Here is a 25,684-nt window from a genome sequence, read left to right on the forward strand (position 1 = left end):
CGTCACATGGTAGAGCTTTACGGCAAGACGCTTTCGCGCCGGCAGGTCTCGGAGCGGTCCGGCATGCTGTCGCAATTCGCCGGCGTGCGGCTGATGACGCTTGGCGACGGGGTGGAGCGCGGCATACGGATGCTCGAATTCCGCACCGGCTCCGGCCTGCGTTTCACCGCGCTGGTCGACCGGGCGCTTGATGTCGCCGATTGCGACTTCAAGGGCCAGGCGATCGGCTGGCATTCGCCGAGCGGCTTTCGCCATCCCGGCCTGCACGAGTATGAAGGCGAGGAGGGGCTGGCCTGGGCACGGTCGTTTTCGGGCCTGCTGCTGACCTGCGGCCTCGACCATATCCTGTTCATGGACGAGGTTCCGGCCGACAGCTACAACTATCCGCCGAAAAAGACGGTGCGCCATTCGCTGCATGGCCGCGTCAGCACCATCCCGGCGCGGTTGGTCGGCTACGGCGAAGCGTGGGACAGCGACCGCTGTGTGCTGTGGGCCGAGGCGATCGTCCAGCAATCGACGGTGTTCGGCGAGGATCTGCATCTGCTGCGGCGGATCGAGGCCGATGTCGGCGGCAACGAGATCCGGCTGTCGGACCGTGTCGTCAATCACGGCTTCAACCGCACGCCGCATATGTACTTTTATCACATCAACGTCAGCCATCCGGTGCTCGACGAAGGCTCGCGCTATCTGGCGCCGATTCGCGACGTTGTCTGGGCGGGCCATGCCGGCGAGCGCTACGAGGCGCAAAAGGTCGGCTATCGCACAGTGCCGGCGCCGCAACTGGGTTTCATGGAACAGGTCTGGCAGCACGAACTCGGCGCCGACGCCAAGGGTGAGGTGCCGGTGGCCGTGGTCAACGACCGTCTTGGCCTTGGCCTGGAAGTCGTCACGCGCAAAGACCAACTGCCTTGCGCCTATGAATGGCAGAATTTCCAGGCGGGACAGTATGCGCTGGGCATAGAGCCGTCGACGCATCACGTGCTCGGCAATCTGTCGGCGCGCGAGCGCGGCGAGATGATCTGGCTGGAGCATGGCGAAAGCCGCTCCTACAATGCGGTGTTCCGGGTTCTCGACGGCGCCGGCGACATCGCCGCCGCTGAAAGCCGGATCGCTGACATCGCCAGGCAGCCGCAGCAGGATTATCCGCGGCCGTCAGGCAATTTTCCGGTGCTCGGAGGCAGATCGTGATGATGGCGAGGACGACGCGAAGCACCAGTTGGGAGGCTCGCTCCGGTTGGAGCGGGGAGGGTTCGCGGCCCACCAGGAATTGGAGGTCACAATGGCTGGCACAATGAAGCGCGACTACAGCCTGGTTGGCGAAAGCACGCGCAGGGCGATCGAGACGGGACTGGCCTCGGCCGAATGGTACCATACCGACGTCCCGCGCAAGGTCATCAAGGAGTTGATGCAACGTTCCGACGGCCCGGCGATCCGCGACACGATCATCTGGATCGCCGCCATCCTGGGTTCCGCTGCCGGCGGCGTTTATTTCTGGGGCACCTGGTGGTGCGTGCCGTTCTTCTTCGTCTATGGCGTGCTCTACGGCTCCTCCAGCGACTCGCGCTGGCACGAATGCGGCCATGGCACCGCCTTCCGGACGCGCTGGATGAATGATGCGGTCTACCAAATCGCCAGCTTCATGCTGATGCGCAATCCGGTGACTTGGCGCTGGAGCCATGCCCGCCACCACACCGACACCATCATCGTCGGACGCGATGCCGAGATCGCCGTGATGCGCCCGCCGGACCTTTTGCGTGCGGCGCTCGCTTTCACCGGCATCCTTGATTTTCGCTATTCGCTTCCGGCGCTGGTACGTCAAGCGTTCGGCAAGCTGACGCCCGACGAGAAAAGCTACGTTCCCGAGATGGAACAGCACAAGGCCGTCATCGCCGCGCGCTGGCATGTCGCCATCTACGTCGCCACGATTGCGCTCGCCCTCACTATGCGGTCATGGGTGCCGCTGGTGCTCATCGGCGTACCGCGCCTCTACGGCACCTGGCACATGGTGCTGACAGGGCTGCTGCAGCACATCGGTCTCGCCGACAATGTGGTCGATCATCGGCTCAACAGCCGGACCGTCTACATGAATCGGATCAGCCGGTTCATCTATTGGAATATGAACTACCACGTCGAGCATCACATGTTCCCGATGGTGCCCTATCACGCGCTGCCCAGGCTGCACGAACTGATCAAGCACGATTTGCCGGAGCCGAACCCGTCGATGTGGCATGCCTATCGCGAGGTCTGGCCGGTCCTGCTCAGGCAACTCAAATACGAGGACTATTTCCTCAAGCGCGAACTGCCTCCGACGGCACGGCCCTATCGCGGCGAGTTCCACGAAGTGAACATGTCGGCAGCAGCTGAATAGGCACCGCGCGCCGCCGCAATGCAGGAATTTCGGGAGAAACAGAGATGGCCGATTGGGTCGAAGCGTGCGCCGCGGACGACGTCGACGAAGAGGATGTCATCCGCTTCGACCATGGCGGCCGAACCTTCGCGATCTATCGTTCCCCTGATGACGAATTCTTTGCCACCGACGGGTTTTGCACGCATGAGAAGGCCCATCTGGCCGACGGGCTTGTCATGGACGACATCATCGAATGCCCCAAGCACAATGGCCGCTTCAATTACAAGACCGGCCAGGCCAAAGGGGCTCCCGTCTGTGTCAATCTGCAGACCTATCCGGTCAAGGTCGAAGCTGGCAAGGTGATGATCCAGATCTAAAGCATGATCCCGAAAAGTGGGACCCGGTTTTCGGAAATATCATGCAAATTGAATCCTGACTGGCCTGCCGTATACGCAACAAGGAACCAAAATCGATGAGCCGTAAAAGACCCACGATCGCCGACCTGCGCGCCATGAAGGGCAAGCGGCAGCTGACCATGCTGCGCGTGTTGACGATGGACGAGGCCGAGGCCGCCGAAAGAGCCGGGGTGGACATCGTCTCGGTACCGCCGGAGCTCGTGCTCAACCCGCAATACCGCGATGCCGCACCCAGCCTGTTCACCATGCCGGGCGACAATTTCTATGAGATCGGCACAGCCGACGATTTCGTGCGCTGGGCATTCCGGCTTTACAAGGCAAGCGCCGACGCGGTCTATTGCAGCGCCGGCTTCGCCACCGTCAAGCGCCTTGCCGACGACGCGATCCCGGTGATCGGCCATGTCGGCCTGATCCCATCGCGCGCCACCTGGACCGGCGGCTTCAAGGCCGTCGGCAAAACCGCCGACAGCGCCATGCAGATTTTCGAAGCGGTCAAACAGTACGAGGCCGCCGGCGCGATCGGTGCCGAGATCGAAGTCGTGCCGGTCGAGGTGGCCAAGGCAATTTCGGAACGGACCTCGCTGATCATGCTGTCGATGGGGGCGGGCACCGGCTGTGACGCGCAATATCTATTCGCCGACGATATCCTTGGGCAGAACCGCGGCCACATGCCCCGCCATTCCAAGGTCTACCGCAATTTTGCCGCCGAATATGACCGCCTGCAGGCGGAACGCGTTGCCGCCTTTTCCGAATATGTCGCCGACGTGAACAGCCTGGCCTATCCCGAAGACAAGCATGTGGTGCACATGGACCCGGACCAACTCGGTCTGTTCATGAAAAGGGTCGACAGCGCGGCTTGAGCAGGGCGGCGCAAACTAGCTAGGCCTGCCAGCTTCCACCAGCGAGTGCGGCGTAGAGCGCCTCGGCGTCGATGCCCTGGGGCCTGTCCTCCCTGAGCGGCAGGACGAGCGCGCGCACCGCGGCATGAATCGCGGCGGTCGCCGGCGCCAGCGTCAGCCCATCGCGCAGGTCGACGGCCTGTGCGGCCGCTATCAGCTCGAAGGCAATCAGCCGCTGCCACAGCTCGATCATGTCGGCGCATTTCGAGACGGCCAGTGGTGCCTGGGTCGCATGGTCCTCGACGCCTTCCGAGACGGCTAGGAAGTCGAGCATCACCGGGTTTGCCTTGTGGCGGATGGCGGCGAGAATCGCGCTCACTGTCTTTTGCAGCGGCACGAAGCCGGCCGAAGCGCCGCCGACCGGCGACAGATATTTGGGCAGGCCGTTGCGGCCTGAGCCGGTGAGCTGGATGAAGCGGGCGGCACAGGCAGCCGCACATTGAGCTATGGCAAGGCCAAGCGTCTCGAAGGCCAGCGACAGCGAAGGGGTGTGGAAATTGCCGGTCGACAGCACCATGTCTTCGTCGCCCAGCACCAGCGGGTTGTCGGCGGCGGCGTTGAGCTCGATCTCGACGGCTTGCCTGGCCTGATCGATTGCCTGCAGCAGCGCACCATGGATCGACGGCATGCAGCGGATCGACAGCGGGTCCTGCAAGGTCGTCGGTGACGGCGCCTTGTCGCGTGCCAGCAGATCGCGCAAGCCTTTTGCCGCCTGCTGCTGGCCGGTTGCTGGTCGCGCCGCCTGCAAGCGTGGGTCGAGGATCGTCTGGTTGGCGCCGATGCCTTCCATGGTCAGCGCGCCCGCCTGCTGTTGTTGCGCGAAGGCGGTCAGTGCGTCGGCCACCGCCAGCGCGCCGCTGCCGGCGGACACCGCCGAGGCGCTTATAAGCGACAGCCCGTCCTTGGGAGCGAGGCTGACAGGCGCAAGGCGCGCCAATGCCAGCGCCCTGGCCGCCGGCATGCGCCGGCCCTGAAAGTCGGCTTCGCCGTCGCCGGTCAGCATGCGACCGAGCGTTGCCATCAGCAGCAGGTCGCTGTCGCCGATCGAGCCCAGCGACGGCATCACCGGATGCACGCCGGCATTGAGCGCGTCGATGAGTGCGACGAAAACCTCTGACGAAATGCCCGACCCACCGGCCGAAAGCATCGCCGCACGGGCAAGCATCGTCGCGCGCACGATGTCTTGCGGCAGCGCGTCACCCACCGCGCCGCTGCGCCCTTCGAGCAACTGGCGCTGGAAGGCGCTGGCGTCGCCGCTGACCGACGTGCCGAGATTGGCGCCGAGACCGGTGTTGACCCCATAGATTGGCTGCCCAGAAGCGGCGGCGCGGTCGAGCACTTTTCGCGCCCTGTCCAGCCTCTCCATGACCGCGGGGGCTACTTCCACCCTGCGTCCGTCGCGGGCAACCGCCGCGACATTCTCGACGCGAATGCCGGCCCCGGTGAGGACGAGCGCACTCATGCGAAGCGCAGCCGCTGGCCGATGCCTTGGGCCTGCGCCTTGGCCAGCATCGCCTTGCCCAGCGCGATATCGGAGAGCGACAGGCCGCGATGCCAGAACAGGATCGTCTCGTCGTCGCTCTGGCGTCCTGGCTTTAGACCGGCGGCGATCTGGCCAAGTTCGGCGTGCAGCGTCTGTTCGCTCAGGCGTCCGGTCTCGACATGGGCGCGCAGCGAGCCGAATTTGCCGGCCTTGCACTGGCCCCAGTCGTCGACGACGATCTTTTGCATGATGTCGGTCAACGACAGCTCCACCGCGCTCATCGTCCCGTAGGGCATCACCAGCGCGCCGGGCCTGATCCATTCGGTCTTCAGCAGCGGCTGCGGTTCCGGCAGCCGCGAGGCCTCGACGACGATGTCGGCGCCCTCGACGCAAGCGCGCCAGTCGGCGACCGCCGTAACCTTCTTGCCGAGATCGGTGGACAGCTTGGCGGCAAAGCCGTCACGGCTTTCCGGCCGGCGCGAATGCACGCGGATCTCGTCAAAGTCGAAAAGGTGGTCGAGGAGGCGCACGTTCCAGTAGGCGGTGCCGCGCGCGCCGATATGGCCGAGGATCTTCGACGTCTTTTTCGCCAGATGTTTTGCGCCGATGGCAGTGACGGCACCGGTGCGCATGTCGGTGATCCCAGTGGCGTCGAGAATACCGCGCGGCGTGCCGGTGCGCGGATCGAAGAGATTGAGGATGCCGAATTCTGATGGCAGGCCGTGCAGGTAATTGTCGACATAGTCACCGACAATCTTGACGCCGGCCGCATCGAGCGGCGCGACGTAGCCGCGCAGGACATTGAAATGGCCGTTGAAGGACGGGTCCGGCTCGAGATGGACGCGCGGCTCGATCACCGTCTGGCCGTTGCCCTGCGCCATCAGGCCGGCCTCGACCGCTTCGATGATTTCGGCATCGGTCATATCAAGCGCTTCGATGTCGAGGGCGTTGAGATAATCGATGTAGATGGGCTTCATGCGCAGATTGGTCCTGATGAAGGGGGCGTTCCTAGTCAGAAGAGCCGAAACGAAATCGCGAAGCGTCAAAGTTCGATGGCGAGGTTCAGTCATCGCATAACAGGTTGCGATACGACACGAAAGTTTGTTGGTCCATGTCTGGACGGCGCCGCCCAAATGCTGTTCAAACCGGTGCGTCATCGATTTGCCGGACAATTGCCTGGTTCCCAGTGGCGCGGGAAAAAACTTTCGTACAGTTCTGCGCATGACCGCCATTCCCGAAAACAAAGCCTTGGTCGAGACCGCGACGACGGCGCGGCAGGCGCGGCGAGTGGCGCTGATCGTCGCCGTCGCCTTCTTCATGCAGCTTCTGGATTCGACGATCATCTCGACATCGCTGCCGCAGATGGGAGAATCCTTCGGCGTGCCGGCGGTGGCGATGAGCATCGGCATCACCGTCTATATGCTGACCATGGCGGTGTTCGTGCCGCTGTCGGGCTGGCTCGCCGACCGTTTCGGCGCGCGCAACATCTTCCTCGTGGCGATCGCGCTGTTCACGCTGGCCTCGATCGCCTGCGGCATCTCGCAGAACCTGACTCAGTTCGTCGCCGCGCGTGCCGTGCAGGGCCTGGGTAGTGCGCTGATGACGCCGGTCGGCCGAATCCTGGTGCTGCGCAACGCCTCGAAGTCCGAGCTGCTCAACGCCACCGCGCTGATCACCTGGCCGGCGCTGTTCGCGCCGGTGATCGGGCCGGTGCTTGGCGGCTTTATCACCACGTATCTCTCCTGGCACTGGAATTTCTTCATCAACATTCCGCTCGGCGCAGCGGGACTAGCGCTGGTCGCCCGCTTCATTCCCGGCGACCGCGACTCCGAAACCAGGCCGCTCGACTGGCCGGGCTTCCTTCTGACCTCGGTCGGGCTCGCGTCAATGCTCTACGGCCTCGAGCGCATCGCCCATCCGGAAGACGGCGCCATGCCGACCGTAGCGCTGCTTGTCGCCGGCACCTTGGTCGGCTGGCTGGCCGTGCGGCATCTGGCGCGCGCAAAAAATCCGCTGCTCGACCTCACGGCATTCAAGGTACAGACTTTCGCCATCTCGACGCTGTCGGCCGGCACCATTTTCCGGGTCGCCATCAACGCCACGCCGTTTCTGCTGCCGCTGCTGTTCCAGGTCGGATTCGGCCTGAGACCCGTCGATGCCGGCATGCTGATCCTGGCCTATTTTCTGGGCAATCTCGGCATGAAGACGGTGACGACACCGACGCTGAAGCGCTTCGGTTTCCGTTCGGTGCTGGTCGTCAACGGGGTGATCGCATCGCTGTCGATCATGGCCTGTGCGGCGATATCGCCGCAGACCCCGCAAGCGCTGGTGGTGGCGCTGATGCTGATTGCCGGGCTGTCGCGTTCGATGCAGTTCACCGCGCTCAACACGCTGGCCTTCGCCGATGTGGCCTCACCGCAGCGGAGCTCGGCAGCGACGTTGTCCAGCATGCTGCAGCAAGTGGCGATGCTGTTCGGCGTAGCGGTCGCCGCGGCGCTGCTCAACTTGTCGCAGATCGCGAGAAGCGGGCCGGTGCTCGACCTCTTCGACTTCCGCCTCGCCTTCCTGGCGATCGGCGCTATCGGGCTCGCGGCCTCGTTCCGCGTTTTGGCGCTGCCGCCGGCCGCAGGCGCCGAAGTTTCGGGCCATTTTCCGCGGAACTGAAATCGGGCTTGACCTTCTCCCACAAGGGGAACCCACAAGGGGAGAAGGGGAGGTCAGCGCGTCACACCGGCCGATACACGCGCTCCGCCGTGTTCCAAAAAATGCCCGCCTCTGCGGCCGCGCCGTGCTTGGCCACCGCCTCGCGGTGCGCCTTGTTCAGCTCGGCGTGGCTGGTCCACAGTTTTTCGATTGGAAAGTTCGAGCCAAACATCAGACGGTCGCTGCCGAGGATGTCGATCGCGTTGTCGACGATGTAGGCGATCAGCGCCGGGTCGTTGCGGTGGACGAAGGTGCCGAGGCCGGACAGCTTGGCATAAACGTTGGGCCGGCTGAAAGCGTGCGCAGCCCGGTCTTCCAGGCCTCGGTGGTTTCCGGCGACACATCGGTCAGCATGCCGGCATGGGTGAGGATGAAATTGGTCTCCGGATTTTCGCCGACAAGCGTCAGCCCATCCTTCATCTGGGCCGGGAAAAGCTGCAGGTCGAAGGACAGGCCGTAGTCCTTCAGTCGCGCTACGTTGGCCCGCACCTTCGGGTCGATGACCTGATCGGGGGAGGCGGCGAAGCGGAAGGCCGGCGTTTCGTGCCAGTGCAGCTGCATGCGCACGCCGCGCAGCAGAGGGTACTTGATCAGCCGGTCGATCTGGGGCCTGATATCGTCCACTGTCATGTCGGCATAGCCGACGATGGCATGCGGCCAGCCGGTCTCGTTGGCCGTCTTCTGCAGGAAGGTGACTTCGGTCTCGAAATCCTCCTTCGCCCAGTTGGTCTGGACGTAGACCGCCTTCTCGACGCCGGAGCCTTGCTGATCGGCAAGGAACTCCTCGATAGGGTAGTCGCGGCGGATCGGCTCGTAAGGACCGAAGATGCGCGGCACCATCGGCCCGCGCAGCCAGGGCTGATCCTTTTGGCGCCAGATGTGGAAATGCGCGTCGATCGCCTTCTGCATCATGAAACCCTCTTCCAGATTGCTGCGGCCGTCGGGGCAGGGCGGGCGAGCGACAGGATGAAATCGGTAAGACCCGAGATCGACGAGCCGTCGACGAGATCGTCGAGCACCGGCAGGATGGCGCGAAGCGCTGCCGTGGCCGGTTGGAAACGCGGATCGCCGGCCAGCGGCGTCGCCAGCGAAAGCCGGAAGGCGCGTGCGCTCAGCCGGCGCATCGCCATTTCCAGCTCGGCATGGTCGCCGCGCTCCAACGCATCCGACAGGATGACGACCGCAGCGCCGCGCGCGAAAGCGGAGAAGCGCGGCACTGACAGGAGGGCGAGCAGCGTCGGTCCCATGCGGGTGCCGCCGTCCCAGTCGTCGACCAGTGCTGCCACGCGGGCCAGCGCCTGGTCGCGGTCGCGAATGCGCAGCGCCGCGGTGATGCGGGTCAGCCGCGTGCCGAAGGTGAAAATTTCGGCCCGGTCCGCGCCTTGCACCGCCGCATGCGCCAGTTTGAGGTAGTCCGACGTGTGCAGCTTCATCGAGCCTGACACATCGATCAGGATCAGCAGCTTGCGCGGCACGGTCTGCCTGCGGCGCAGCAGCGGCGATGGCACATCGCCATCGGCGCCGACGATTTCGCGCAGCGAACGTCGCAGATCGAGCTTGCCGCGCGCGTGCGTGCGCACGGTGCGGAAGGAGCGGCGGGCGGGCAAGGCGGTAGCGAGCTTGCAGCGGAAGGCGGCAAGCCCGTCGCCGTCGCGCTGGAAGTCGCGGGCGCTCAGCTGTTCGGCGCCGGACGACAGCTCGCCGCCTTTCTCCTGGCGCGCCACCTCGATCTCTTCATCGCTGGCGCCGCCGTCGTCTTTGACGCGGGTTTCCTCGTCGGCCTCGCCTTCGACCACGGCCGCGGTGTTGCCGTAGAAATGGCTTTGGAAATGCGCCTCGAACTCGTCGCGGCGGTCGGGCGGCGGCGCCAGCGTGGCAAGCGCTGCCTCGTGGATGTCAATCATCGAGCGCGGTCCAAGTAGCGTCACCGCCTGCATGAAGCCCGATACCTGCTCGGGCGCCACCGGGAAGCCATAGCGGCGCAGCAGCCGGCCAAAGCCGAGCAAGGGCGCAGCCGCCCGGGGCAAGCTTTCTCCCCGCATCATTCCTTCGCGGGTGCCGTCCCGCCAGCGGTGAGGTCGATCCGTATTCGGCCGCCCCGCTGTGAACGGGGCGAAGGGGTCGTTGACGTCGCGTGTCACACCAATGCCTCCTCGACGATCCGACCAAGCTCGGGGGCGATATAGGACAGGTCCTCTTCGTCCTTGATCAGCACGCCGATGGCGCGGCGAAAAGCTTCCGGCCACGGGCTGCCGCCCTTTTCGAGGATCGTCGCGGCATTGGCCCATTCGACCGCCTCGGCAATGCCGGGCGGCTTCGCCAGCGGCCGGGCGCGGATGTCGCGCACGGCAGATGCCACGGCGCGTGCGGTCGCCTCGGCGACGTCACCGGCGCGCAGCATGATGATGGCGGCCTCGCGCTCGGCGTCGGGGTAGGTAATCCAGTGGTAGACGCAGCGGCGCCGCAGCGCCTCGGCCAGTTCGCGGGTGCGGTTCGAGGTCAGGATGACGATCGGCTGCGATTTGGTGCGAATAGTGCCGCGCTCGGGAATGCTGATCTGGAAATCGGACAGGAATTCTAGGAGCAGCGCTTCGAACTCATGATCCGAACGGTCGATCTCGTCGACCAGCAGCACGCGCTTTTCCGGCGCCTTCAGCACCTGCAGCAGCGGCCGCGCGATCAGGAAACGGTCGTCATAGATGTCGACCTCATGCTCGCCGGCATGGCGGATGGCGAGCAACTGGCGCTGATAGTTCCATTCGTAGAGCGCATGCGCTGCGTCGATCCCCTCATAGCATTGCAGCCGTACCAGGTCGCGCGCGAGCACTTCGGCGATTGCTTTTGCGGCCTCCGTCTTGCCGACACCGGGCGCGCCTTCGAGCAGAAGCGGCTTGCCAAGCCTTATCGCCAGGAAGATGGCGGTGGCCAGGCTCTCATCGGCCAGATAGCGCGAGGCGGCGAGGCGGGATGCCACCCCCTCCGGCGAGGTCGCGACAGTCTCGGCGCTTCTCTTGGGCATTTCCAGCACTCAGTTCGAAGCTTGCGCCCTCAACGCGCGCAGGATGCGTTCCGGCGTGATCGGCAGCGTGTCGATGCGCACGCCGACGGCGTCGAAGACGGCATTGGCGACCGCGGGAATCTGTGGGTTGGCGCACATTTCGCCTGGCCCCTTGGCGCCGTACGGGCCGTCGGCCGAGGGTCGTTCCAGCACGATGATCTCAGTTTGCGCAAGATCGCCAGGTCCCGGCATCAGATATTGGTTGAAGTCGGTGCCGCCATGATTGCGGTTGGGGTAGTAGGGTTCGGTCGTCTCGTAGAGTGCGTGGCTGATGCCCATCCACGAGCCGCCGACGAGCTGCTGCTCGACCATTTTCGGGTTCAGCGCGCGGCCAATCTCGAAGACATTCTTCACCGTCAGCACGGTGACCTCGCCGGTTTCGTCATCGACCTCGACCTCGGCCACGGTGCAGGCGTGCGCATAGCAGGTCGACGGTTTCATCGCGCCGGTTTCTTTCTCGGGATATGAGCGCGGGATCAAAAACATGCCGCGGCCGGAAATCGAGCGGCCGCGCTTGAAATGCGCCGACAGCGCGACATCGAAGATCGAGATCGATTTTTGCGGGGCGCCCTTGACCAGGATGTTGCCCTGGCCGTCGGTCTCGAGGTCCGAGGCATTCACCTCCAGCTCCTCGGCCGCCACTTCCAGCATCACCTGGCGGGCTTCCCTGGCCGCCTGGATGACCGCGTTGCCGGCGCGGTGCGTGCCGCGCGAGGCGAAGGTGCCCATGCAGTGCGGGCCGGTGTCGGTGTCGGCGGTGTCGACGACGACGCGGTCGGTCGGCACGCCGATCGTCTCGGCGCAGATCTGCGCCATGATCTGCTTCATGCCCTGGCCGAGATCGACGCTCGACAGCGTCACCATGAAATTGCCGGTCGGCGTCGAATGGACCAACGCCTGGGTCGGGTCGCCGCCGAGATTCATGCCGGTCGGATAATTGATCGCGGCGACGCCGCGTCCGCGCCTGATCGCCATCTCAAGCTCCCTTCGCGTAGGACGACATCGCCATGAACTTCTCCGCCACCGGCCAGTTGGCGGCGCGCGAAGCTTCCTGCATGCACTCGATCAGCGCGGCTCCTTCGGTCGGCTGGCGGTGCGCCTTCATGTCGCCGTCGCGGTAGGCGTTGATGAAGCGGAATTCGAGCGGGTCCATGCCGATCAGCCGGGCGAGCTTGTCCATCTGCACTTCCAGCGCGAAATCGCCGATGGTGACACCGAAGCCGCGCATGGCGGAGGAGGGGGTGCGGTTGGTGTAGACGCAGTAGGTGTCGATCCAGACATTCGGGATCGTGTAGGGGCCGGGATAGTGGCCGGCGCCCTTCTGCGCGCCGTAGGGCGAGTGACGCGAATAGGCGCCGGCATCGGTGTAGCCGGTGACTTTTCTGGCGACGATGCGGCCGTCCTTCATGACGCCGTCCTTGATGACGACCTTTTCCGCCGCGCGCGGCGAGGAGATCTGCATCTCCTCCGCGCGGCTGTAGATGAAGGAGACAGGACGACCGGTCAGCTTGGCGCCGAGGATCGCAATCGGCTCGACAATGACGTCGACCTTGCCGCCAAAACCGCCGCCGACGGTACCGCCGACGAAATGCAGTCTGTTGCCGGGCATCTGCAGGATGATCGAGGCATTATCGAGCGTGAAGAACATCGCCTGCGTGTTGGTGTAGCAGGTGAAGCGATCGTTGCCCTCGGGGGCGACGATGCAGCCGGTCGTCTCGGTCGGCGCATGCTCGATCGGCGACGATTGGTAGGTCTGTTCGAGCACGTGATCGGCGCTGGCGAAGCCGGCCTCGACATCGCCGAAGCGCACCTTGCGGCATTCACCGCTGTCATAGAGATAGTAGTTCCGGCCGTGATATTCGTTGACTATCGGCGCGCCGGGCTTCAGCGCTTCCTCCATGTCGAAGACCGCCGGCAGCACCTCGTAATCGACCTTGACCTTGGCCGCCGCCTCCTGCGCGGCACGCTCGGTCTCGGCCAGCACCGCCACCACCGCCTCGCCCTTCCAGCGCACCTTGCCGTCGGCCAGCACCGTCTCGTCCTCCGGCCCGATCTGGATCAGGATCAGGATGGTGTAGACATTGTGCGGCACGTCCTTGGCGGTCAGGATTTTCACCACGCCCGGATGCTTCTCGGCCTCTGAAATGTCGATGCCGCGGATGCGGGCGTGATGATGCGGGCTGCGCACGATCTTCAGATGCAGCATGCCGGGGAAATTGCGGTCGGCGAAATAAGCGGTCTTGCCGGTGACGTGACCGGGTGAATCCGAACGCGGCCGCGGTTGGCCGATCTCGTGCAGATCATCCTTGCGCTGGTCGGCGAAATAGCTCTTGCGGAGTTCCATCTTTTTGACTCCCGTCAGGCCGCATTCTGCGAATTGGACCGCGCGGCGGTCAGCACCGCCTGGATGATCGGCTCGTAGCCGGTGCAGCGGCAGATATTGCCCGACAGCGCCTCGACCACCTCGTCGCGGCTGGGGTTCGGCGTGTGGTCGAGCAGCACCTTGGCGGCCATGATCATGCCCGGCGTGCAGAAGCCGCATTGGGTGGCGAAGGCGTCGAGGAAGGCGCGCTGCAAAGGATGCAGCACGCCGCCTTCCGAAAGACCTGACGTCGTGGTGATGGCGGCGCCGCTGCAGGTCTCGGCCAGCGTCAGGCAGGAAAGCCGCAGCTCGCCGTCGATGATGACCGAGCAGGCGCCGCATGTGCCCTGATGGCAGCCGCCCTTCGGCGAGGTGTCGCCGATCTTGTCGCGCAGCGCATGAAGCAGCGTCGTGCCGCTGTCGATGAATTCGGCCTTCTCCGCGCCGTTGAGCGTGAACTGAACCGGGACCTTTGCCATCTTTTCTACTCCTTGCGCCGCAGCCAGGCGGACTTACCCGCCATTGGCTTTCAGGCGAGCAAAAGCCGGCCGAGATGGACCGGCAGGACTTCGTTGCGATACCAGGCACTGGCGATCGGATCGGTGATCGGCGCGGTGCCGTCGCTCGCAACGGCCAGCGCCGGCGCGATGCCGTCGCTGCTGAGTATTCTGCCGAGCAGCGCCTTCTCCGCCGCCGTCGCGCGCATCGGACGGTCGGCCATGCAGCCAAGCGCGATCCGCGCCGAAGACACGGTGCCGTCCGGCGCCTGTTCCAGCACGGCGGCGATGCTCAGCACCGAGACGCCCTTCGGCTTGATCCGCGACACTTTCAGGAAGCGAAAGCCGCCTTCCACTGGCAAGCTGAAGCCGACCGAAGTGACGATGGCGTGATTGCTTTCGCGCTTTGCCAGGAAGGTTTCGATCGGCATCTCGCCGCCATCGATGCTGACTGTTGCGTCCAGCGCCAGCAGCGCCACGGTGAAATCGCCATAGGGCGCCGGGGCGAATAGATTGCCGCCGACCGTCGCCATGTTGCGGATCGCCGGGCCGCCGACGGCGTGCGCCGCGCTGGCCAGCGGAGCGAGATCCGGATCGCGGGCGATCGCCGCCATGGTCACCGAGGCGCCGATGCGGACCTTGCCGCCGGAAACAGTGATGGCCGACAGCGAAAGCTCGGTCGACCTGATGAAGCTGGAGACCGAGACATCGCCTTCATTGGCGGCGCGCACGGCCAGCGTGCCGCCGCCGAGATAGCGGGTGCCGGCGGCTTTCAGCGCCGCACTCGCGTCCTTGACCGTCGAGAAAGTCTGCAGTGCAAGCGCCATGGAACGCTCCTGTTTGTCAGCCCAATTCAGTTCAACCTTGGCCGGCGAAATGACTTTTCAAAGCGTTGAAGCCGCCCTGGAAGACGTTGGCGCCCATGCCTTCGGCCAGCTTGTCGGCTTCCTCGGGAGCAGCGTCGAAGCTGGCGGTCCATTCGGCATAGGTGCGGTCACCATCGGTCACCCGCCGCAACTGCAGCGTCGCCTTGTGGTTGGTCAGCGGTTGCGGCGTCTCCAGGATGGAGTAGCTGACGTGGAAATTGTCGTCGGAGAAGTCGAGCAGCTCTTCGCGGATGCGGGCGCCGCTGGCGAGCTGAAAGTTGCGCACGCAGCCGATCGCGCCGGCATCCTTGCCGTCCTCGATATGACTCTCGACCATGCGCGGGTGCCAGCTCGGCAGACCGTTGAAGTCGCGTATGCGCGCCCAGACCTTTTCGACCGGCGCGTCGATGACGCTGGAGATGGTGACTTTCGCCATATGATCGTTCCCTTGCAGATATCTGTGTCGCGAGGGTAGGGCGGCGAGCCCGGCGGCGCTTATCAATGCGTCTTGAACGCCTATCAATAAGTCTGAAAATGGCTCAGGAAATGGCCCGCGCCGCCTCGCGATAGAGTGTCGGCGGAACGCCGACATGGTCGCGGAAGAACCGCGAGAAATTGCCCTGCGTGGTGAAGCCGAGATTGCAGGCGACTGAGATCAGCGGCTCCTGCGACCATTGCAACTGCCGCACCGCTTCCTCCATGCGCAGCGTGTTCCAGTAGACGTTGGGCGTCAGATTGGTCTGCTCCTTGAACAGTGCGAAGAAATGCGGCCGCGACAGGCCGACGCTGCGCGCCACATCATCGAAGCAGATGCGTTCGCAGACATTGGCCTTCATCAGCTGGATCGCCTTGCGAACGCGGAAATCCTGCATGGTGTGGACGCGGGTGCGTGCCACTTGCGGTGCCGAGGCGTCGGCGGCGTCGAGCACGCTGTCGATGAAGCGCTCGATCTCGTAATTGACGATGTCGTCGATGCTCTCATTGTCGCTGAGATGGTCGAGGAGGTTGGCTGCCGCCTTGTGCAGCCAAGGCTCCAATGTGATCGCCGGTGCTGAAAACAGCGGCGCAGCGGACGGCAGGTCGCGGCGCCGGCGCGCCCAGTCCGGATCGATGTAGAAGGCGAGGAACAGGCCGGGCCGGCCGTCGCGGGACAAAGCGTGGCTGTGCGGCTGGAAGGAATTGATGCCGGCGGCGGTGCCCGGCCCAAGCCGCACCGTCTCGCGGCCGATGGTCATCTCGCCGGCCGTGCCTTCCAGCCAGATGATGATATGCGCCTCGACATGGGCATGGGTGACGAAGTCGCTGGCGACGTTCAGGACAGAAACATGTCCGAACCGGCCCCAGTAGAGCCTGATCGCTTCCGTCATGGGTATATCCTCCCGCAGGCGACTGGCCTCCCTTCGCCTGCAATGGGGATAGTGCGGCTCGTTCCGGGCCTGCGTCAAGGTACATGCGCACGCCTGGCGCCCGCTATGGACCGTGCCGACCGATTTTCAGACTGAGCGATTGCAAGGGAAACGAATAGCGCTTGTGACCTGCGGTCTATTCGTTGCGCCTGAAATTGCGGAGCCGGTCGAACAGAACGGCCAGCAGAATGGCGCCGCCGATGAACACTCCCTGCCAGAAGGCGTTGATGCCGAGCAGGCCGAGGCTGTTGCGGATCACTTCGATCAGCGCCGCGCCGACGACGGCGCCAAAGGCTGTGCCCATGCCGCCGGCGAGGTTGGCGCCGCCGATGACGGTGGCGGCGATGACCTGGAGCTCCATGCCGTTGCCGAGATTGGTGGTGACGGCGCCCAGCCAGCCGGTCTGGATGATGCCGGCAAGGCCCGCCGCCAGCGCCGAGATCATGTAGACAACGACCTTGATCTGGCGCACCGGAACGCCGGTCAGCGTCGCCGCATGCTCGTTGCCGCCGATGGCGAAGATGTGCCGGCCGAATTTCGTCCAGCGCAGGACGAAGCCGGTGATCAGCGCCAGCACGATCATGTAGAGCACCGGATTGGCGATGCCGAACACAAAGGCGCCGCCACCCAGCGCCAGAAGCTTGTCGTGGTCGGGCCCGAACTGGAAGACGACGGTGTTGTTGGAGGCGACCATGGCCAGGCTGCGCGCGATCGATAGCATGCCGAGCGTCACCACGAACGGCGGAAAGCCGAGATAGGCGATCAGGATGCCGTTGAAGGCGCCGATGATCAGCGCCGTCGCGATCGCAGCGGCAATGCCGACCTCGATGCCGTAGCCGGCATGCATGGTCACGGCCAGCACCATCGAACACAGGCAAAGCACCGAGCCGACCGAAAGGTCGATGCCGCCGGTGATGATGACGAAGGTCATGCCGAGCGCGACGATCGCGACGAAGGTGACATTGCGCGTGATGTTATAGAGGTTCTTCGACGTGGCGAAGGAATCGGTTGCCACGGACAAGAACAGGCAGGCGAGGATGACGGCGATCACCACCCAGAAGGTCTGGCTGGCAAACACCCTGGTCAGCAAAGTGTGCTGTTTCTGCGCGATCGTCTGGTCAAGAGTTACTGCCATCGTCGACCTTTATCTGCTTGCGTGGTGAAACCGGCTGGCATCAAACCTGTTCGATGGCGCCAGTGATAAGCCCGGTGACTTCCTCGGGCGAACTCGACGCGATCGTCTTATCGGCGACCTTGCGGCCGCGTCGCATGACGATGACGCGGTCGGCAACGTCAAAAACATCGGGCATGCGGTGACTGATCAGCACGACCGCTATGCCCTGGTCGCGCAGATGGCGGATCAGGTTCAGCACCTCGGCGACCTGCCGGACCGAGATCGCCGCCGTCGGCTCGTCCATCAGCACGATCTTGGCTTGCGAAAGCATGGTGCGGGCGATCGCCACCGCCTGCCGCTGGCCGCCCGACATCTGCTTGACCAGATCGCGCGGGCGGGTTTCGGATTTCAGCACGGCAAAAATCTGGCCGGCGCGCTTGTACATCGCGGCGTAGTCGAGGATGCGAAACGGCCCGACGCCGCGGCGCAGCTCGCGGCCGAGATAGACATTGGCGGCAGCCGTCAGATTGTTGCAAAGCGCCAGATCCTGATGGACGATCTCGATGCCGTGCTGGCGCGCCTCCACCGGCTTGTGCAGGATCAACTCCTTGCCGTCCATCTGCATCGTGCCATGGCTCGGGCGGAAATTGCCGGCGATCATCTTGACCAGCGTCGACTTGCCGGCGCCGTTGTCGCCCATCAGCCCGACCACCTGTCCGGCCTCGATCGACAGTGAAACGTCGTTGACGGCCTGGATGGCGCCGAAATGTTTTGAGATGTTGGCGAGTTCGAGAACCGACACCAGACTGCTTCCTCCGTGCTTTCGGCCTGTGGTCCTGCCGCGGCCTCGCTCTTCCCAGCTCCTCCCGGGAACCGCGCTTTCGCCCATTTACGCATATGCCCCCTTGCCGTCAACAGCGGCTTCTTTCGAAAAATCCGTTTTGTAGGACAAATAGCAATTGACGTCCGTAGCAAGCCGATATTAGCTAAGCGTCGGAGGAGATTATGCCGATCTCCTGCCCCGGCGCGCCGGGGCGAAGTAGGCGGAGGTTTATCGGTCGAGGATCTGGCAGCGTCTATATCGCGCTGGTCTGTGATCGCATCTGGAAATACTTATCGGCCCGGCTTGACGACACGAGCGCTCGCGAAACGAACCTCTGTCATCGCGCATCCGGGCTGGTCTGTGTGGCGGGCACGCCGTGTCCGTCTGTTTCAAGGGAGGACTGAAATGAGGAAATCACTATTGCTCGCTGCCGTCGCCGTGTTGGCGTTGGGCGCCGGGCCGGCTTTGGCCAAGAAACAGCTCGTCATCGTGGTGAAGGGGCTCGACAATCCGTTCTTCGAGGCCATCCACCAGGGTTGCGAGAAATGGAACTCGGAAAACGCCAGCTCGGAATATGAATGCTTCTACACCGGTCCAGCGTCGACTTCGGACGAGGCCGGCGAAGCCCAGATCGTCCAGGACATGCTGAGCAAGCCGGACACGGTGGCGATGGCGATTTCGCCGTCCAACGCGCCGCTGATCGCGCAGACCATCAAAAGCGCCAATCCGTCGATCCCGATCATGACGCTCGACGCCGACCTCAGCAAGGAAGATGCGGCGCTGCGCAAGACCTATCTTGGCACCGACAATTACCTGATGGGCTACAAGATCGGCGAGTACATCAAGAAGGGCAAGCCGGAGGGTGGCAAGATCTGCACCATTGAGGGCAATCCGGCGGCCGACAACATCCTGCGCCGCGCCCAGGGCATGCGCGACGCGCTTTCAGGCCAGAAGGATCTCCCGGCGCTCGCCGGCGAGGGCGGCTGGACCGAGGTTGCCGGCTGCCCGGTGTTCACCAATGACGATGGCGCCAAGGGCGTGCAGGCGATGACCGATATCCTCGCCGCCAATCCCGATCTCGACGCCTTCGGCATCATGGGCGGCTGGCCGCTGTTCGGCGCGCCACAGCCCTATCGCGACCTGTTCAAGCCGATGGCCGACAAGATCGCCAGCAACGAGTTCGTCATCGGCGCCGCCGATACGATCGGTGACGAGGTGGCCATTGCCAAGGAGGGTCTGGTGACCGCACTGGTCGGCCAGCGGCCGTTCGAGATGGGCTACAAGGCACCCTCGGTGATGATCGACCTGATCGAAGGCAAGCCTGTCGCCGATCCGGTCTTCACCGGTCTCGACGAGTGCACCAAGGATACGGTCGATACCTGCATCCAGAAGTAGGTTCGCAGTTCGGGGCGTCCGATCGACGGGCGCCCCGTCACACCGGTTCACGAAACGTGCGAGGTGACAGTGCTGGGGCGAACCGCTCCTGCTTTGCCGCGCCTTGAGTTCAGCCTGTGCCGGGGAACATGGATGTCGGACGCAAGATTGAAAAAGCGACCTACAACGGTCAAGGCACGGGCCAAGGTCAAGGCACAGGCTGCCCGTCCGCCCGGCGCGCGCCGTACCGACGCGGCGCTGATCCCCGGATCGAGCGTGCATGCGTCGCTGGCCAACGAGATCGGTCTCAGGATCGTGCGCGGCGACTATCCGCCGGGAACCATCCTGCCCAACGAGGCCAAATGGTCGGAGACCTTCAACGTCAGCCGCTCGGCGGTGCGCGAAGCGATCAAGATGCTGATGGCCAAGAGCCTGCTGGCCTCACGCCCCAAGATCGGCAGCTGGGTCGAGCCGAAAGAGCGCTGGAACCTGCTCGATCGCGACGTGCTTGCCTGGTACGCGACGGCGCCCGATCGCGAAATGTTCCTGCGCACCGTCCAGGAATTCCGCCACATCATCGAGCCGGAAGCCAGCGCCTTTGCCGCGATGCGGCGCACAGACGAGCAGATGGCCGAGATCAGCCAGGCCTGCCGGGAGATGGGCGAGGCGGCGACGCTGCCCGAGCGCACCCGCGCCGATACGCGATTTCATCTCGCCATCCTGCGGGCGTCGGGCAACGACCTCCTGGTGCCGCTCGGCGTGCTGATCGAATCCGCGCTCGACCACCTGTTCGTCTTCGTCACCCGGGAGACCAGCGATCAGCGGCGGGCACAGTCACTGCACGAGGCGATCGAAAAGAACATCCGTCTCAGGCGTCCGGCGGCTGCAAGGAATGCCGTGCACAGGCTGCTCGCCAACACCGACGACGTTATCGGGCGGTCGCGGCGATAAGGTCAAACGCAATCGCTCTGAACGGCAAAGTTCGGCTCTAAGCGGAAACTCGTTCGCGCTCGGCCGAACTCCCGCCCATGACCCGAAAGCGACCTTCGTAGGTCGGGCCGGAACGTCTGCAAAGGGGACAATCCACTTCGTAGCACGCGATGGCAACAACCGCTTAGGCCCGATTTTGTTGAGAACCTCGGCAAGCGCGAGCGCTTTAGCCGTCAACGAACCCGCGCAGGGATATGGCAAATCCAGGTTTAAGCCTAATCAAAGACGAGACGAGTGCGCCGTAGGAACAGCCAAGATATCCACGTTCGCGGAAAGGACTGTCGGCGTTGACGGGATTGGCGTAAACTACACGCTTGGAGTGTCATCCATGCACCGTATCATCACAGTGGCTTTTGTGGCGCTCGCGGCGTTGTTCATCTGCCCCGCGCGGGCGGAGGTATTGGTCGGGGTTTCGGCCGCGATGACGGGACGGCTCGCCTGGATTGGCGAGCAGGGGCAGCGTGGGGCAGAGATGGCTGTTGCCGACTTCAATGCTGTGGGCGGCGTTCTCGGCCAGCAGGTGGGGTTAATCGCGGTCGACGATTTCTGCGATCCCGAGCAGGCGGTGGTGGCAGCCCGGAAGCTGGTCGCTGATGGCGTGGTGCTCGTCATCGGTCACTACTGCTCCGGAGCCTCGATCCCGGCATCGAAGGTATACGAGGCGGCGGGAGTTCTACAGATTTCGCCGGGATCGACCAATCCGCAGCTGACCGAACAGGGTCGGGCCAACGTCTTCCGCGTCATTGGTCGCGACGATACGCAAGGAATCGTGGCCGGCAACCACCTAGCCGATCGCTGGGGCGACAAGAAGGTCGCGATCCTTCACGACAGCACGACATATGGGAAAGGTCTCGCCGATGAGACCAGAAAGCAGCTGAACAAGCGGGGCGTGACCGAAGCTGTCTACGACGCGTACACCCCAGGCAAGGATGACTATTCGGCCGAGGTCGCAGCACTACAGGCCGCTGGCATCGCCGTGCTGTATGTCGGTGGGTATCATGCCGAGGTTGCGCTGATTGTTCGCGCCGCACGCGACCGCGGCTACGCGGTTCAGATCATCTCCGGCGATGCCCTGGCGACCGAGGAATTTGCCCTGATCGCCGGCCCCGCGGCCGAGGGGACCCTCTTCACGTTCTCCGCGGACCCACGGCGAAACCCCGAAGCGGCCCCGGTAGTGGAGCGATTCCGTGCCGAAAACTTCGAGCCCGCAGGCTACACGCTGCTGAGCTACGCTGCCGTCCAGGTCTGGGCGCAGGCGGTCGAGAAGGCAGGTTCGCTGGAGCTGGCGACGGTCATCGCGACCCTGCGCGGGCAGGAGTTCGACACTGTCCTGGGCTCGATCGATTTCGACGACAAGGGCGATCTCTCGATCCAGAACTGGGTATGGTACGTCTGGCGAGGTGGAGAGTACGTGCCGGTCGAGTAAGAACCGGTCATCGGCGCTGGTTGGGACATCTGATGCAGGGCAAATCAGCCGCTCGTTCGGATCAAGCATCGGTGCGAGCCTGAACGCCTCGGTATATGCAGCCGCCTGTTGCGTCTCCGTTGCCGGGATCGCGGCCGACCCAGGCACGTCCCGCCTGCGGAAAGGGCTGTCGGCGTTAACCATATTAGCGTAAGCTAAGGTTTGGAGGTGCAGTCATGCACCGCGTGGTTACCATAGCTGTCGCCGCGTTTGCGGCCTTCGTCATCTGCCCGGCGCGGGCGGAGATACCGATCGGGGCAGCTGGTCCGGTCACTGGGCGGCTCGCTTGGAATGGCGAGCAGCTGCAGCGCGGCGTGGAGATGGCCGTAGCCGACATCAATGCGGCGGGCGGCGTACTCGGGCAGCAGGTACGGCTCATCACCGCCGACGATTTCTGCGATCCCGAGCAAGCGGTAGCGGCCGCCCAAAAGCTGGTGGCTGACGGTGTCGTTTTCGTTGTCGGGTATATGTGCTCCGAGTCGTCGATCCCGGCATCGAAGGTCTATGAGGCGGCGGGGATTTTGCAGATTTCGCCAGCCTCCACTAACCCAATGCTGACGGAGCAAGGTAGCGCCAACGTGTTTCGTGTCATTGGCCGCGACGATACGCAGGGGACCGTGGCCGGCAACTACCTGGCCGACCACAGGGCCGACAAGCAAATTGCAATCCTTCACGACCGCACGACCTATGGGAAGGGCCTCGCCGACGAGACCAGAAAGCAGTTGAACAGGCGGGGCGTAACCGAAGCGATCTATGAAGCGTACGACCCCGAGAAGACCGACTATTCGGTTGAAATCGCTGCTCTAGAGGCAGCCGGCATTGCAGTGTTGTACCTTGGCGGCCGCTATGACGCGGCCGCACTCATGGCCCGTGCTGCACGCGACCGCGGATACTCACTTCAACTCGTCTCAGGCGATGCCATGGCGACCGAGGAATTCGGCCTGATCGCCGGTCCCGCGGCCGAGGGAACTCTCTTCACGATCCCTGCGGACCCGCGGCGAGACCCTGAAGCGGCTCCAGTCGTGGAGCGGTTTCGTGCCGAAAACTTCGAGCCCGAAGGCTACACGCTGCTGAGCTACGGCGCCGTCCAGGTCTGGGCGCAGGCAGTCGGGAAGGCTGGTTCCCTGGAGCTGAACGCAGTCATCGCAGCACTGCGCGGCCAGCAGTTCGACACGGTGCTCGGCCTGGTCGATTTCGACGAAAAGGGCGACCTCACGAACCAAAGTTGGGCGTGGTACGTCTGGCGGGATGGAGGTTACGTGCCGGTGGAATAGGATGATCCCACCCCGCCGCCGCCGCGCCTGAGGCATCTTATGCGGACCAAGTTAGCGCGCTCGTTCGGATCAAAGCGTCGCCGCGATGCTTGAAAGTCTCGGCATACGCGGCCGCCTGCTGCTGGCTTTTTTCGGGATCAGCGCCTTCGCAGTGCTGGCAACAGCGGCTGCCCTGTATGCCTTTCTCCAGGTCGGCGACGTCGTCGACCGCATCACCAGGGATCGGGTGCCGTCGGCGCTTGCCTCCCTCCAGCTGTCGCGCCAGGCCGAGCGGGTCGCGGCCATTGCGCCGGCCGTGCTGACGTCGACTAGCAAAGCCCGGCACAACGAAGTCTCGGCCGCGATCGGGGTCGAGATGACGCGCCTCGAGGAGCTGCTCGCCGCGCTCAAGGGTGCCGCGCTCGGAACGCCAGCGGTGGCTGAGATCGAGGCTGCGGTGCTCGGTCTCAGGCGCAACCTCGACGCTCTCGACGACCTTGTTGCCACGCGCCTCGCCGTGGTCGCGCGCAAGGAAGAGCTGTTGCGCCGCTTGTCGGCGACGACAATTGCAGGCCAGCGTCTCGTGGCCCCCGGCATCCTGGTGATGAATTCCAGGCTCGCGCAGTGGCGGGCCGCGGCCGACGCATCGCTCGCGCCGGATCGAAGCGCGGCGGTCATGGCCGATCTCGTCCAGGCGATTGCAGCCTACATCCCCCAACAGAGGGCGCACCAGGAGATGTCGGCGGTCAACGACGCTCTGGTCAGGACGGCGGACGCGTCGACGCCGGGCGATCTGGCGTTGATCCTGTTTCCGCTGCGCCGGTCCCTTGCCGCTCTGGAAACGATCTCCGCCGAGATCGACGAGAAGCTGCAGATCCGCTTCCGACAACGGGTGGACGAGTTTAAGGCGCTGATCGATGGCGAAAAGAGCATCCCCAAGGCCCGCCAGGACGAGCTCGCCGTCCTGGCGCAGGGCGAAAAGCTTCTCGGCGAAAACAATCGGCTGTCGCGCAGCCTCACCGCTGCCGTTGATCGGCTGGTCGCCGCGGCGGACCGCGAGATCACCGCGTCCGGTCTCGAAGCCGCGGTCGTCCAGCGCTACGGCACCGGAGTTGTCCTTGGCTCCGCCTTCCTCAGCCTTCTGAGTTCGGTTCTGGTGGTCTGGCTCTATGTTGACCGAAGCCTTCTCGCCCGGCTGGGGGCGGTGAGCCAAGGCATGTTCGCGATCGCTGGCGGCAATCTTCGAGCGCCCCTACCTGCCGCCGGCCGCGACGAAATCGGGCGCATGGCCGAGGCGCTCAGGCTGTTCCGGGACACCGCGGTCGAGGTCGAGGAAAAGAACCTGCGCGAGGTCGCCGAGGCGCGCCAGCGGCTCGTCGATGCCATCGAGAGCATCTCCGAAGGGTTCGCTCTCTACGACGGGCAGGACCGGCTTGTCCTCAGCAACAGCCGCTATCGCGAACTGCTCTACGCCGGCCTGGAGGAAATGACGCCCGGCACGATATTCGAGCACATCGTCCGCCGGTCCGCTGAGCGCGGCTACATCAAGGATGCCGAGGGGCGGGTCGAGGAATGGGTCGCCGAGCGGCTCTCCCGGCACCGCAACCCTGGCGACCCTTGGGTGCAGCGGCGCGGCGATGGACGATGGATCATGATAGGCGAGCGGCGGATCACCGGCGGCGGAACGGTCGCCGTCTACTCGGACATCACGGAGCTGAAGCAACGGGAGGAGAACCTCGCCGAGAAGTCCGCGGCTCTCGAGGCGCTTTCCAACAAGCTGGCCAAGTATCTCGCGCCGCAGGTGTACAAATCGATATTTTCTGGCCGTCAGGACGTCAGGATCGCCAGCCAGCGCAAGAAGCTGACCATATGCTTCTCAGACATCGCTGGCTTTACCGAGACCACTGACAAGATGGAGTCCGAGGATCTCACCCAGCTCCTCAACCACTATCTGACGGAAATGTCGAAAATTGCTTCGGATCACGGCGCGACGATCGATAAGTATGTCGGTGACGCGATCTTGATGTTTTTCGGCGATCCGGAGACTCGCGGTGTCAAGGAGGACGCGCTCGCCTGCGTCGAGATGGCTCTCGCCATGCAGAAGCGGATGACCGACCTTGCCGAAATCTGGCGTGACATCGGCATCGAAACGCCGCTGCGCTGCCGCATCGGCATCCATACCGACTACTGCACCGTCGGCAACTTCGGCAGCGAAGACCGGATGGACTACACGATCATCGGCGGCGCCGTGAATCTCGCCTCACGCCTCGAGCAGGAGGCGCCGCCGGGCGCCGTGCTCATTTCCTATGAGACGTTTGCGCAAGTGAAGGACACTATCGCCTGCGTGGAACTGGGACACATCCACGTCAGGGGCATCGCCTATCCCGTCGCCACCTATCGCGTCCTCGATCTGAAGGCCAATATGGTCGCCTCCCGCAGCGCCGTTCGAACCGTGCTGCCGCATCTCAGGCTGGAGGCTGAACCCGAGCTGATGTCTGCTGACGAGCGTGACCAAGCCGCTAATGCGCTTCGAGACGTGCTCGATCGACTTTGTCACAAGCTTGGGTAGTGGGGCTCGCGCCCGCACCCGGTTCGTCGCCTTCTACAGCGCTCACCTTGTCGACCAAC

22 protein-coding genes and 1 pseudogene are annotated in these 25,684 nt (G+C 64.2%); 10 read left to right on the forward strand and 13 right to left on the reverse strand.

Annotated elements, in window-relative coordinates; translation table 11 throughout:
• Positions 1-6 precede the first annotated feature (6 nt).
• The 4 genes from AC0L3L_RS03545 to AC0L3L_RS03560 all read left to right on the forward strand — a co-directional run bounded on the left by AC0L3L_RS03545 (position 7) and on the right by AC0L3L_RS03560 (position 3,623).
• Entirely contained in the window at positions 7-1,188 is a 1,182-nt protein-coding gene (locus AC0L3L_RS03545) for an aldose 1-epimerase family protein (protein ID WP_473488141.1), read from the forward strand.
• Between the two features lie 91 nt (positions 1,189-1,279).
• Positions 1,280-2,368, forward strand: a complete 1,089-nt coding sequence (locus AC0L3L_RS03550; protein ID WP_473636579.1) for a fatty acid desaturase family protein — start codon at positions 1,280-1,282, stop codon at positions 2,366-2,368.
• A gap of 44 nt (positions 2,369-2,412) precedes the next feature.
• Positions 2,413-2,724, forward strand: coding sequence for a MocE family 2Fe-2S type ferredoxin (locus tag AC0L3L_RS03555; protein ID WP_473529664.1), 312 nt, complete (start codon positions 2,413-2,415; stop codon positions 2,722-2,724).
• 95 nt (positions 2,725-2,819) lie between these two features.
• Positions 2,820-3,623 carry a 3-methyl-2-oxobutanoate hydroxymethyltransferase gene (locus AC0L3L_RS03560; protein WP_473488139.1) on the forward strand — a complete coding sequence of 268 codons (804 nt, stop codon included), beginning with the start codon at positions 2,820-2,822 and terminating at the stop codon, positions 3,621-3,623.
• A 19-nt stretch (positions 3,624-3,642) separates the two neighbouring features.
• Here AC0L3L_RS03560 and AC0L3L_RS03565 read toward each other — a convergent pair whose 3' ends face one another.
• Positions 3,643-5,124 carry an HAL/PAL/TAL family ammonia-lyase gene (locus tag AC0L3L_RS03565; protein ID WP_473636580.1) on the reverse strand — a complete coding sequence of 494 codons (1,482 nt, stop codon included), beginning with the start codon at positions 5,122-5,124 and terminating at the stop codon, positions 3,643-3,645.
• On the reverse strand, positions 5,121-6,122 hold the full coding sequence (locus AC0L3L_RS03570; protein WP_473529663.1) for an ornithine cyclodeaminase family protein: 1,002 nt from the start codon (positions 6,120-6,122) through the stop codon (positions 5,121-5,123). The genes AC0L3L_RS03565 and AC0L3L_RS03570 overlap by 4 nt, the downstream gene beginning before the upstream one ends.
• Positions 6,123-6,366: 244 nt before the next feature.
• Here AC0L3L_RS03570 and AC0L3L_RS03575 point away from each other — a divergent pair, with 244 nt between their 5' ends.
• Positions 6,367-7,809, forward strand: a complete 1,443-nt coding sequence (locus AC0L3L_RS03575) for a DHA2 family efflux MFS transporter permease subunit (protein ID WP_473636581.1) — start codon at positions 6,367-6,369, stop codon at positions 7,807-7,809.
• 61 nt (positions 7,810-7,870) lie between these two features.
• Here AC0L3L_RS03575 and AC0L3L_RS03580 read toward each other — a convergent pair.
• From AC0L3L_RS03580 to AC0L3L_RS03630, 11 genes and pseudogenes are all read right to left on the reverse strand, one after another.
• Positions 7,871-8,757, reverse strand: a pseudogene (locus AC0L3L_RS03580) (amidohydrolase family protein).
• Positions 8,757-9,893 (reverse strand): vWA domain-containing protein, encoded by a 1,137-nt coding sequence (locus tag AC0L3L_RS03585; RefSeq protein ID WP_473636776.1) that lies wholly within the window; start codon positions 9,891-9,893, stop codon positions 8,757-8,759. Before AC0L3L_RS03585 ends, AC0L3L_RS03580 begins: the two are co-directional and overlap by 1 nt.
• Before the next feature lie 92 nt (positions 9,894-9,985).
• On the reverse strand, positions 9,986-10,867 hold the full coding sequence (locus tag AC0L3L_RS03590; protein ID WP_473636582.1) for an AAA family ATPase: 882 nt from the start codon (positions 10,865-10,867) through the stop codon (positions 9,986-9,988).
• A 9-nt stretch (positions 10,868-10,876) separates the two neighbouring features.
• Positions 10,877-11,881 (reverse strand): xanthine dehydrogenase family protein molybdopterin-binding subunit, encoded by a 1,005-nt coding sequence (locus AC0L3L_RS03595; RefSeq protein ID WP_473636583.1) that lies wholly within the window; start codon positions 11,879-11,881, stop codon positions 10,877-10,879.
• A gap of 1 nt (position 11,882) precedes the next feature.
• Positions 11,883-13,250: a xanthine dehydrogenase family protein molybdopterin-binding subunit gene (locus AC0L3L_RS03600; RefSeq protein ID WP_473636584.1), complete on the reverse strand. Its 1,368-nt coding sequence runs from the start codon at positions 13,248-13,250 to the stop codon at positions 11,883-11,885.
• 14 nt (positions 13,251-13,264) lie between these two features.
• Positions 13,265-13,747, reverse strand: coding sequence for a (2Fe-2S)-binding protein (locus tag AC0L3L_RS03605; protein ID WP_192359772.1), 483 nt, complete (start codon positions 13,745-13,747; stop codon positions 13,265-13,267).
• Positions 13,748-13,797: 50 nt separating this feature from the next.
• The gene (locus AC0L3L_RS03610; RefSeq protein ID WP_473636585.1) at positions 13,798-14,592 is read right to left on the reverse strand and encodes an FAD binding domain-containing protein; all 795 of its coding nucleotides are present in this window, start codon (positions 14,590-14,592) and stop codon (positions 13,798-13,800) included.
• 31 nt (positions 14,593-14,623) lie between these two features.
• On the reverse strand, positions 14,624-15,067 hold the full coding sequence (locus AC0L3L_RS03615; protein ID WP_473636586.1) for an SRPBCC family protein: 444 nt from the start codon (positions 15,065-15,067) through the stop codon (positions 14,624-14,626).
• Between the two features lie 103 nt (positions 15,068-15,170).
• On the reverse strand, positions 15,171-15,998 hold the full coding sequence (locus tag AC0L3L_RS03620; RefSeq protein WP_473636587.1) for an AraC family transcriptional regulator: 828 nt from the start codon (positions 15,996-15,998) through the stop codon (positions 15,171-15,173).
• A gap of 175 nt (positions 15,999-16,173) precedes the next feature.
• Positions 16,174-17,172, reverse strand: a complete 999-nt coding sequence (locus tag AC0L3L_RS03625) for an ABC transporter permease (RefSeq protein WP_473485155.1) — start codon at positions 17,170-17,172, stop codon at positions 16,174-16,176.
• Between the two features lie 40 nt (positions 17,173-17,212).
• Complete coding sequence (locus tag AC0L3L_RS03630; protein ID WP_029351636.1) at positions 17,213-17,953, reverse strand: ATP-binding cassette domain-containing protein; 741 nt, start codon at positions 17,951-17,953, stop codon at positions 17,213-17,215.
• A 426-nt stretch (positions 17,954-18,379) separates the two neighbouring features.
• Between AC0L3L_RS03630 and AC0L3L_RS03635 the strand changes: the two genes are divergently transcribed.
• From AC0L3L_RS03635 to AC0L3L_RS03655, 5 genes are all read left to right on the forward strand, one after another.
• Positions 18,380-19,369: a sugar-binding protein gene (locus tag AC0L3L_RS03635; protein WP_123152044.1), complete on the forward strand. Its 990-nt coding sequence runs from the start codon at positions 18,380-18,382 to the stop codon at positions 19,367-19,369.
• 132 nt (positions 19,370-19,501) lie between these two features.
• The gene (locus AC0L3L_RS03640; RefSeq protein ID WP_473636588.1) at positions 19,502-20,299 is read left to right on the forward strand and encodes a FadR/GntR family transcriptional regulator; all 798 of its coding nucleotides are present in this window, start codon (positions 19,502-19,504) and stop codon (positions 20,297-20,299) included.
• 367 nt (positions 20,300-20,666) lie between these two features.
• The gene (locus AC0L3L_RS03645) at positions 20,667-21,764 is read left to right on the forward strand and encodes a branched-chain amino acid ABC transporter substrate-binding protein (protein WP_473636589.1); all 1,098 of its coding nucleotides are present in this window, start codon (positions 20,667-20,669) and stop codon (positions 21,762-21,764) included.
• Positions 21,765-21,979: 215 nt separating this feature from the next.
• Entirely contained in the window at positions 21,980-23,077 is a 1,098-nt protein-coding gene (locus AC0L3L_RS03650) for a branched-chain amino acid ABC transporter substrate-binding protein (protein WP_473636590.1), read from the forward strand.
• Between the two features lie 85 nt (positions 23,078-23,162).
• Positions 23,163-25,625, forward strand: coding sequence for a PAS-domain containing protein (locus tag AC0L3L_RS03655; RefSeq protein WP_473636591.1), 2,463 nt, complete (start codon positions 23,163-23,165; stop codon positions 25,623-25,625).
• Positions 25,626-25,684: the final 59 nt, after the last annotated feature.

The organism is Mesorhizobium sp. WSM4849 (assembly GCF_055811385.1).

Excerpts from the sequence above, each read along its gene's own strand:
- AC0L3L_RS03590 (WP_473636582.1), bottom strand. The coding sequence starts at position 10,867 with ATGCCCAAGAGAAGCGCCGAGACTGTCGCGACCTCGCCGGAGGGGGTG.
- AC0L3L_RS03570 (WP_473529663.1), bottom strand. The coding sequence starts at position 6,122 with ATGAAGCCCATCTACATCGATTATCTCAACGCCCTCGACATCGAAGCG.
- AC0L3L_RS03605 (WP_192359772.1), bottom strand. The coding sequence starts at position 13,747 with ATGGCAAAGGTCCCGGTTCAGTTCACGCTCAACGGCGCGGAGAAGGCC.
- AC0L3L_RS03635 (WP_123152044.1), top strand. The coding sequence starts at position 18,380 with ATGAGGAAATCACTATTGCTCGCTGCCGTCGCCGTGTTGGCGTTGGGC.
- AC0L3L_RS03565 (WP_473636580.1), bottom strand. The coding sequence starts at position 5,124 with ATGAGTGCGCTCGTCCTCACCGGGGCCGGCATTCGCGTCGAGAATGTC.
- AC0L3L_RS03615 (WP_473636586.1), bottom strand. The coding sequence starts at position 15,067 with ATGGCGAAAGTCACCATCTCCAGCGTCATCGACGCGCCGGTCGAAAAG.
- AC0L3L_RS03585 (WP_473636776.1), bottom strand. The coding sequence starts at position 9,893 with ATGATGCGGGGAGAAAGCTTGCCCCGGGCGGCTGCGCCCTTGCTCGGC.
- AC0L3L_RS03640 (WP_473636588.1), top strand. The coding sequence starts at position 19,502 with ATGTCGGACGCAAGATTGAAAAAGCGACCTACAACGGTCAAGGCACGG.
- AC0L3L_RS03575 (WP_473636581.1), top strand. The coding sequence starts at position 6,367 with ATGACCGCCATTCCCGAAAACAAAGCCTTGGTCGAGACCGCGACGACG.
- AC0L3L_RS03550 (WP_473636579.1), top strand. The coding sequence starts at position 1,280 with ATGGCTGGCACAATGAAGCGCGACTACAGCCTGGTTGGCGAAAGCACG.
- AC0L3L_RS03545 (WP_473488141.1), top strand. The coding sequence starts at position 7 with ATGGTAGAGCTTTACGGCAAGACGCTTTCGCGCCGGCAGGTCTCGGAG.
- AC0L3L_RS03655 (WP_473636591.1), top strand. The coding sequence starts at position 23,163 with ATGCTTGAAAGTCTCGGCATACGCGGCCGCCTGCTGCTGGCTTTTTTC.
- AC0L3L_RS03595 (WP_473636583.1), bottom strand. The coding sequence starts at position 11,881 with ATGGCGATCAGGCGCGGACGCGGCGTCGCCGCGATCAATTATCCGACC.
- AC0L3L_RS03610 (WP_473636585.1), bottom strand. The coding sequence starts at position 14,592 with ATGGCGCTTGCACTGCAGACTTTCTCGACGGTCAAGGACGCGAGTGCG.
- AC0L3L_RS03645 (WP_473636589.1), top strand. The coding sequence starts at position 20,667 with ATGCACCGTATCATCACAGTGGCTTTTGTGGCGCTCGCGGCGTTGTTC.
- AC0L3L_RS03650 (WP_473636590.1), top strand. The coding sequence starts at position 21,980 with ATGCACCGCGTGGTTACCATAGCTGTCGCCGCGTTTGCGGCCTTCGTC.
- AC0L3L_RS03600 (WP_473636584.1), bottom strand. The coding sequence starts at position 13,250 with ATGGAACTCCGCAAGAGCTATTTCGCCGACCAGCGCAAGGATGATCTG.
- AC0L3L_RS03625 (WP_473485155.1), bottom strand. The coding sequence starts at position 17,172 with ATGGCAGTAACTCTTGACCAGACGATCGCGCAGAAACAGCACACTTTG.
- AC0L3L_RS03620 (WP_473636587.1), bottom strand. The coding sequence starts at position 15,998 with ATGACGGAAGCGATCAGGCTCTACTGGGGCCGGTTCGGACATGTTTCT.
- AC0L3L_RS03555 (WP_473529664.1), top strand. The coding sequence starts at position 2,413 with ATGGCCGATTGGGTCGAAGCGTGCGCCGCGGACGACGTCGACGAAGAG.
- AC0L3L_RS03560 (WP_473488139.1), top strand. The coding sequence starts at position 2,820 with ATGAGCCGTAAAAGACCCACGATCGCCGACCTGCGCGCCATGAAGGGC.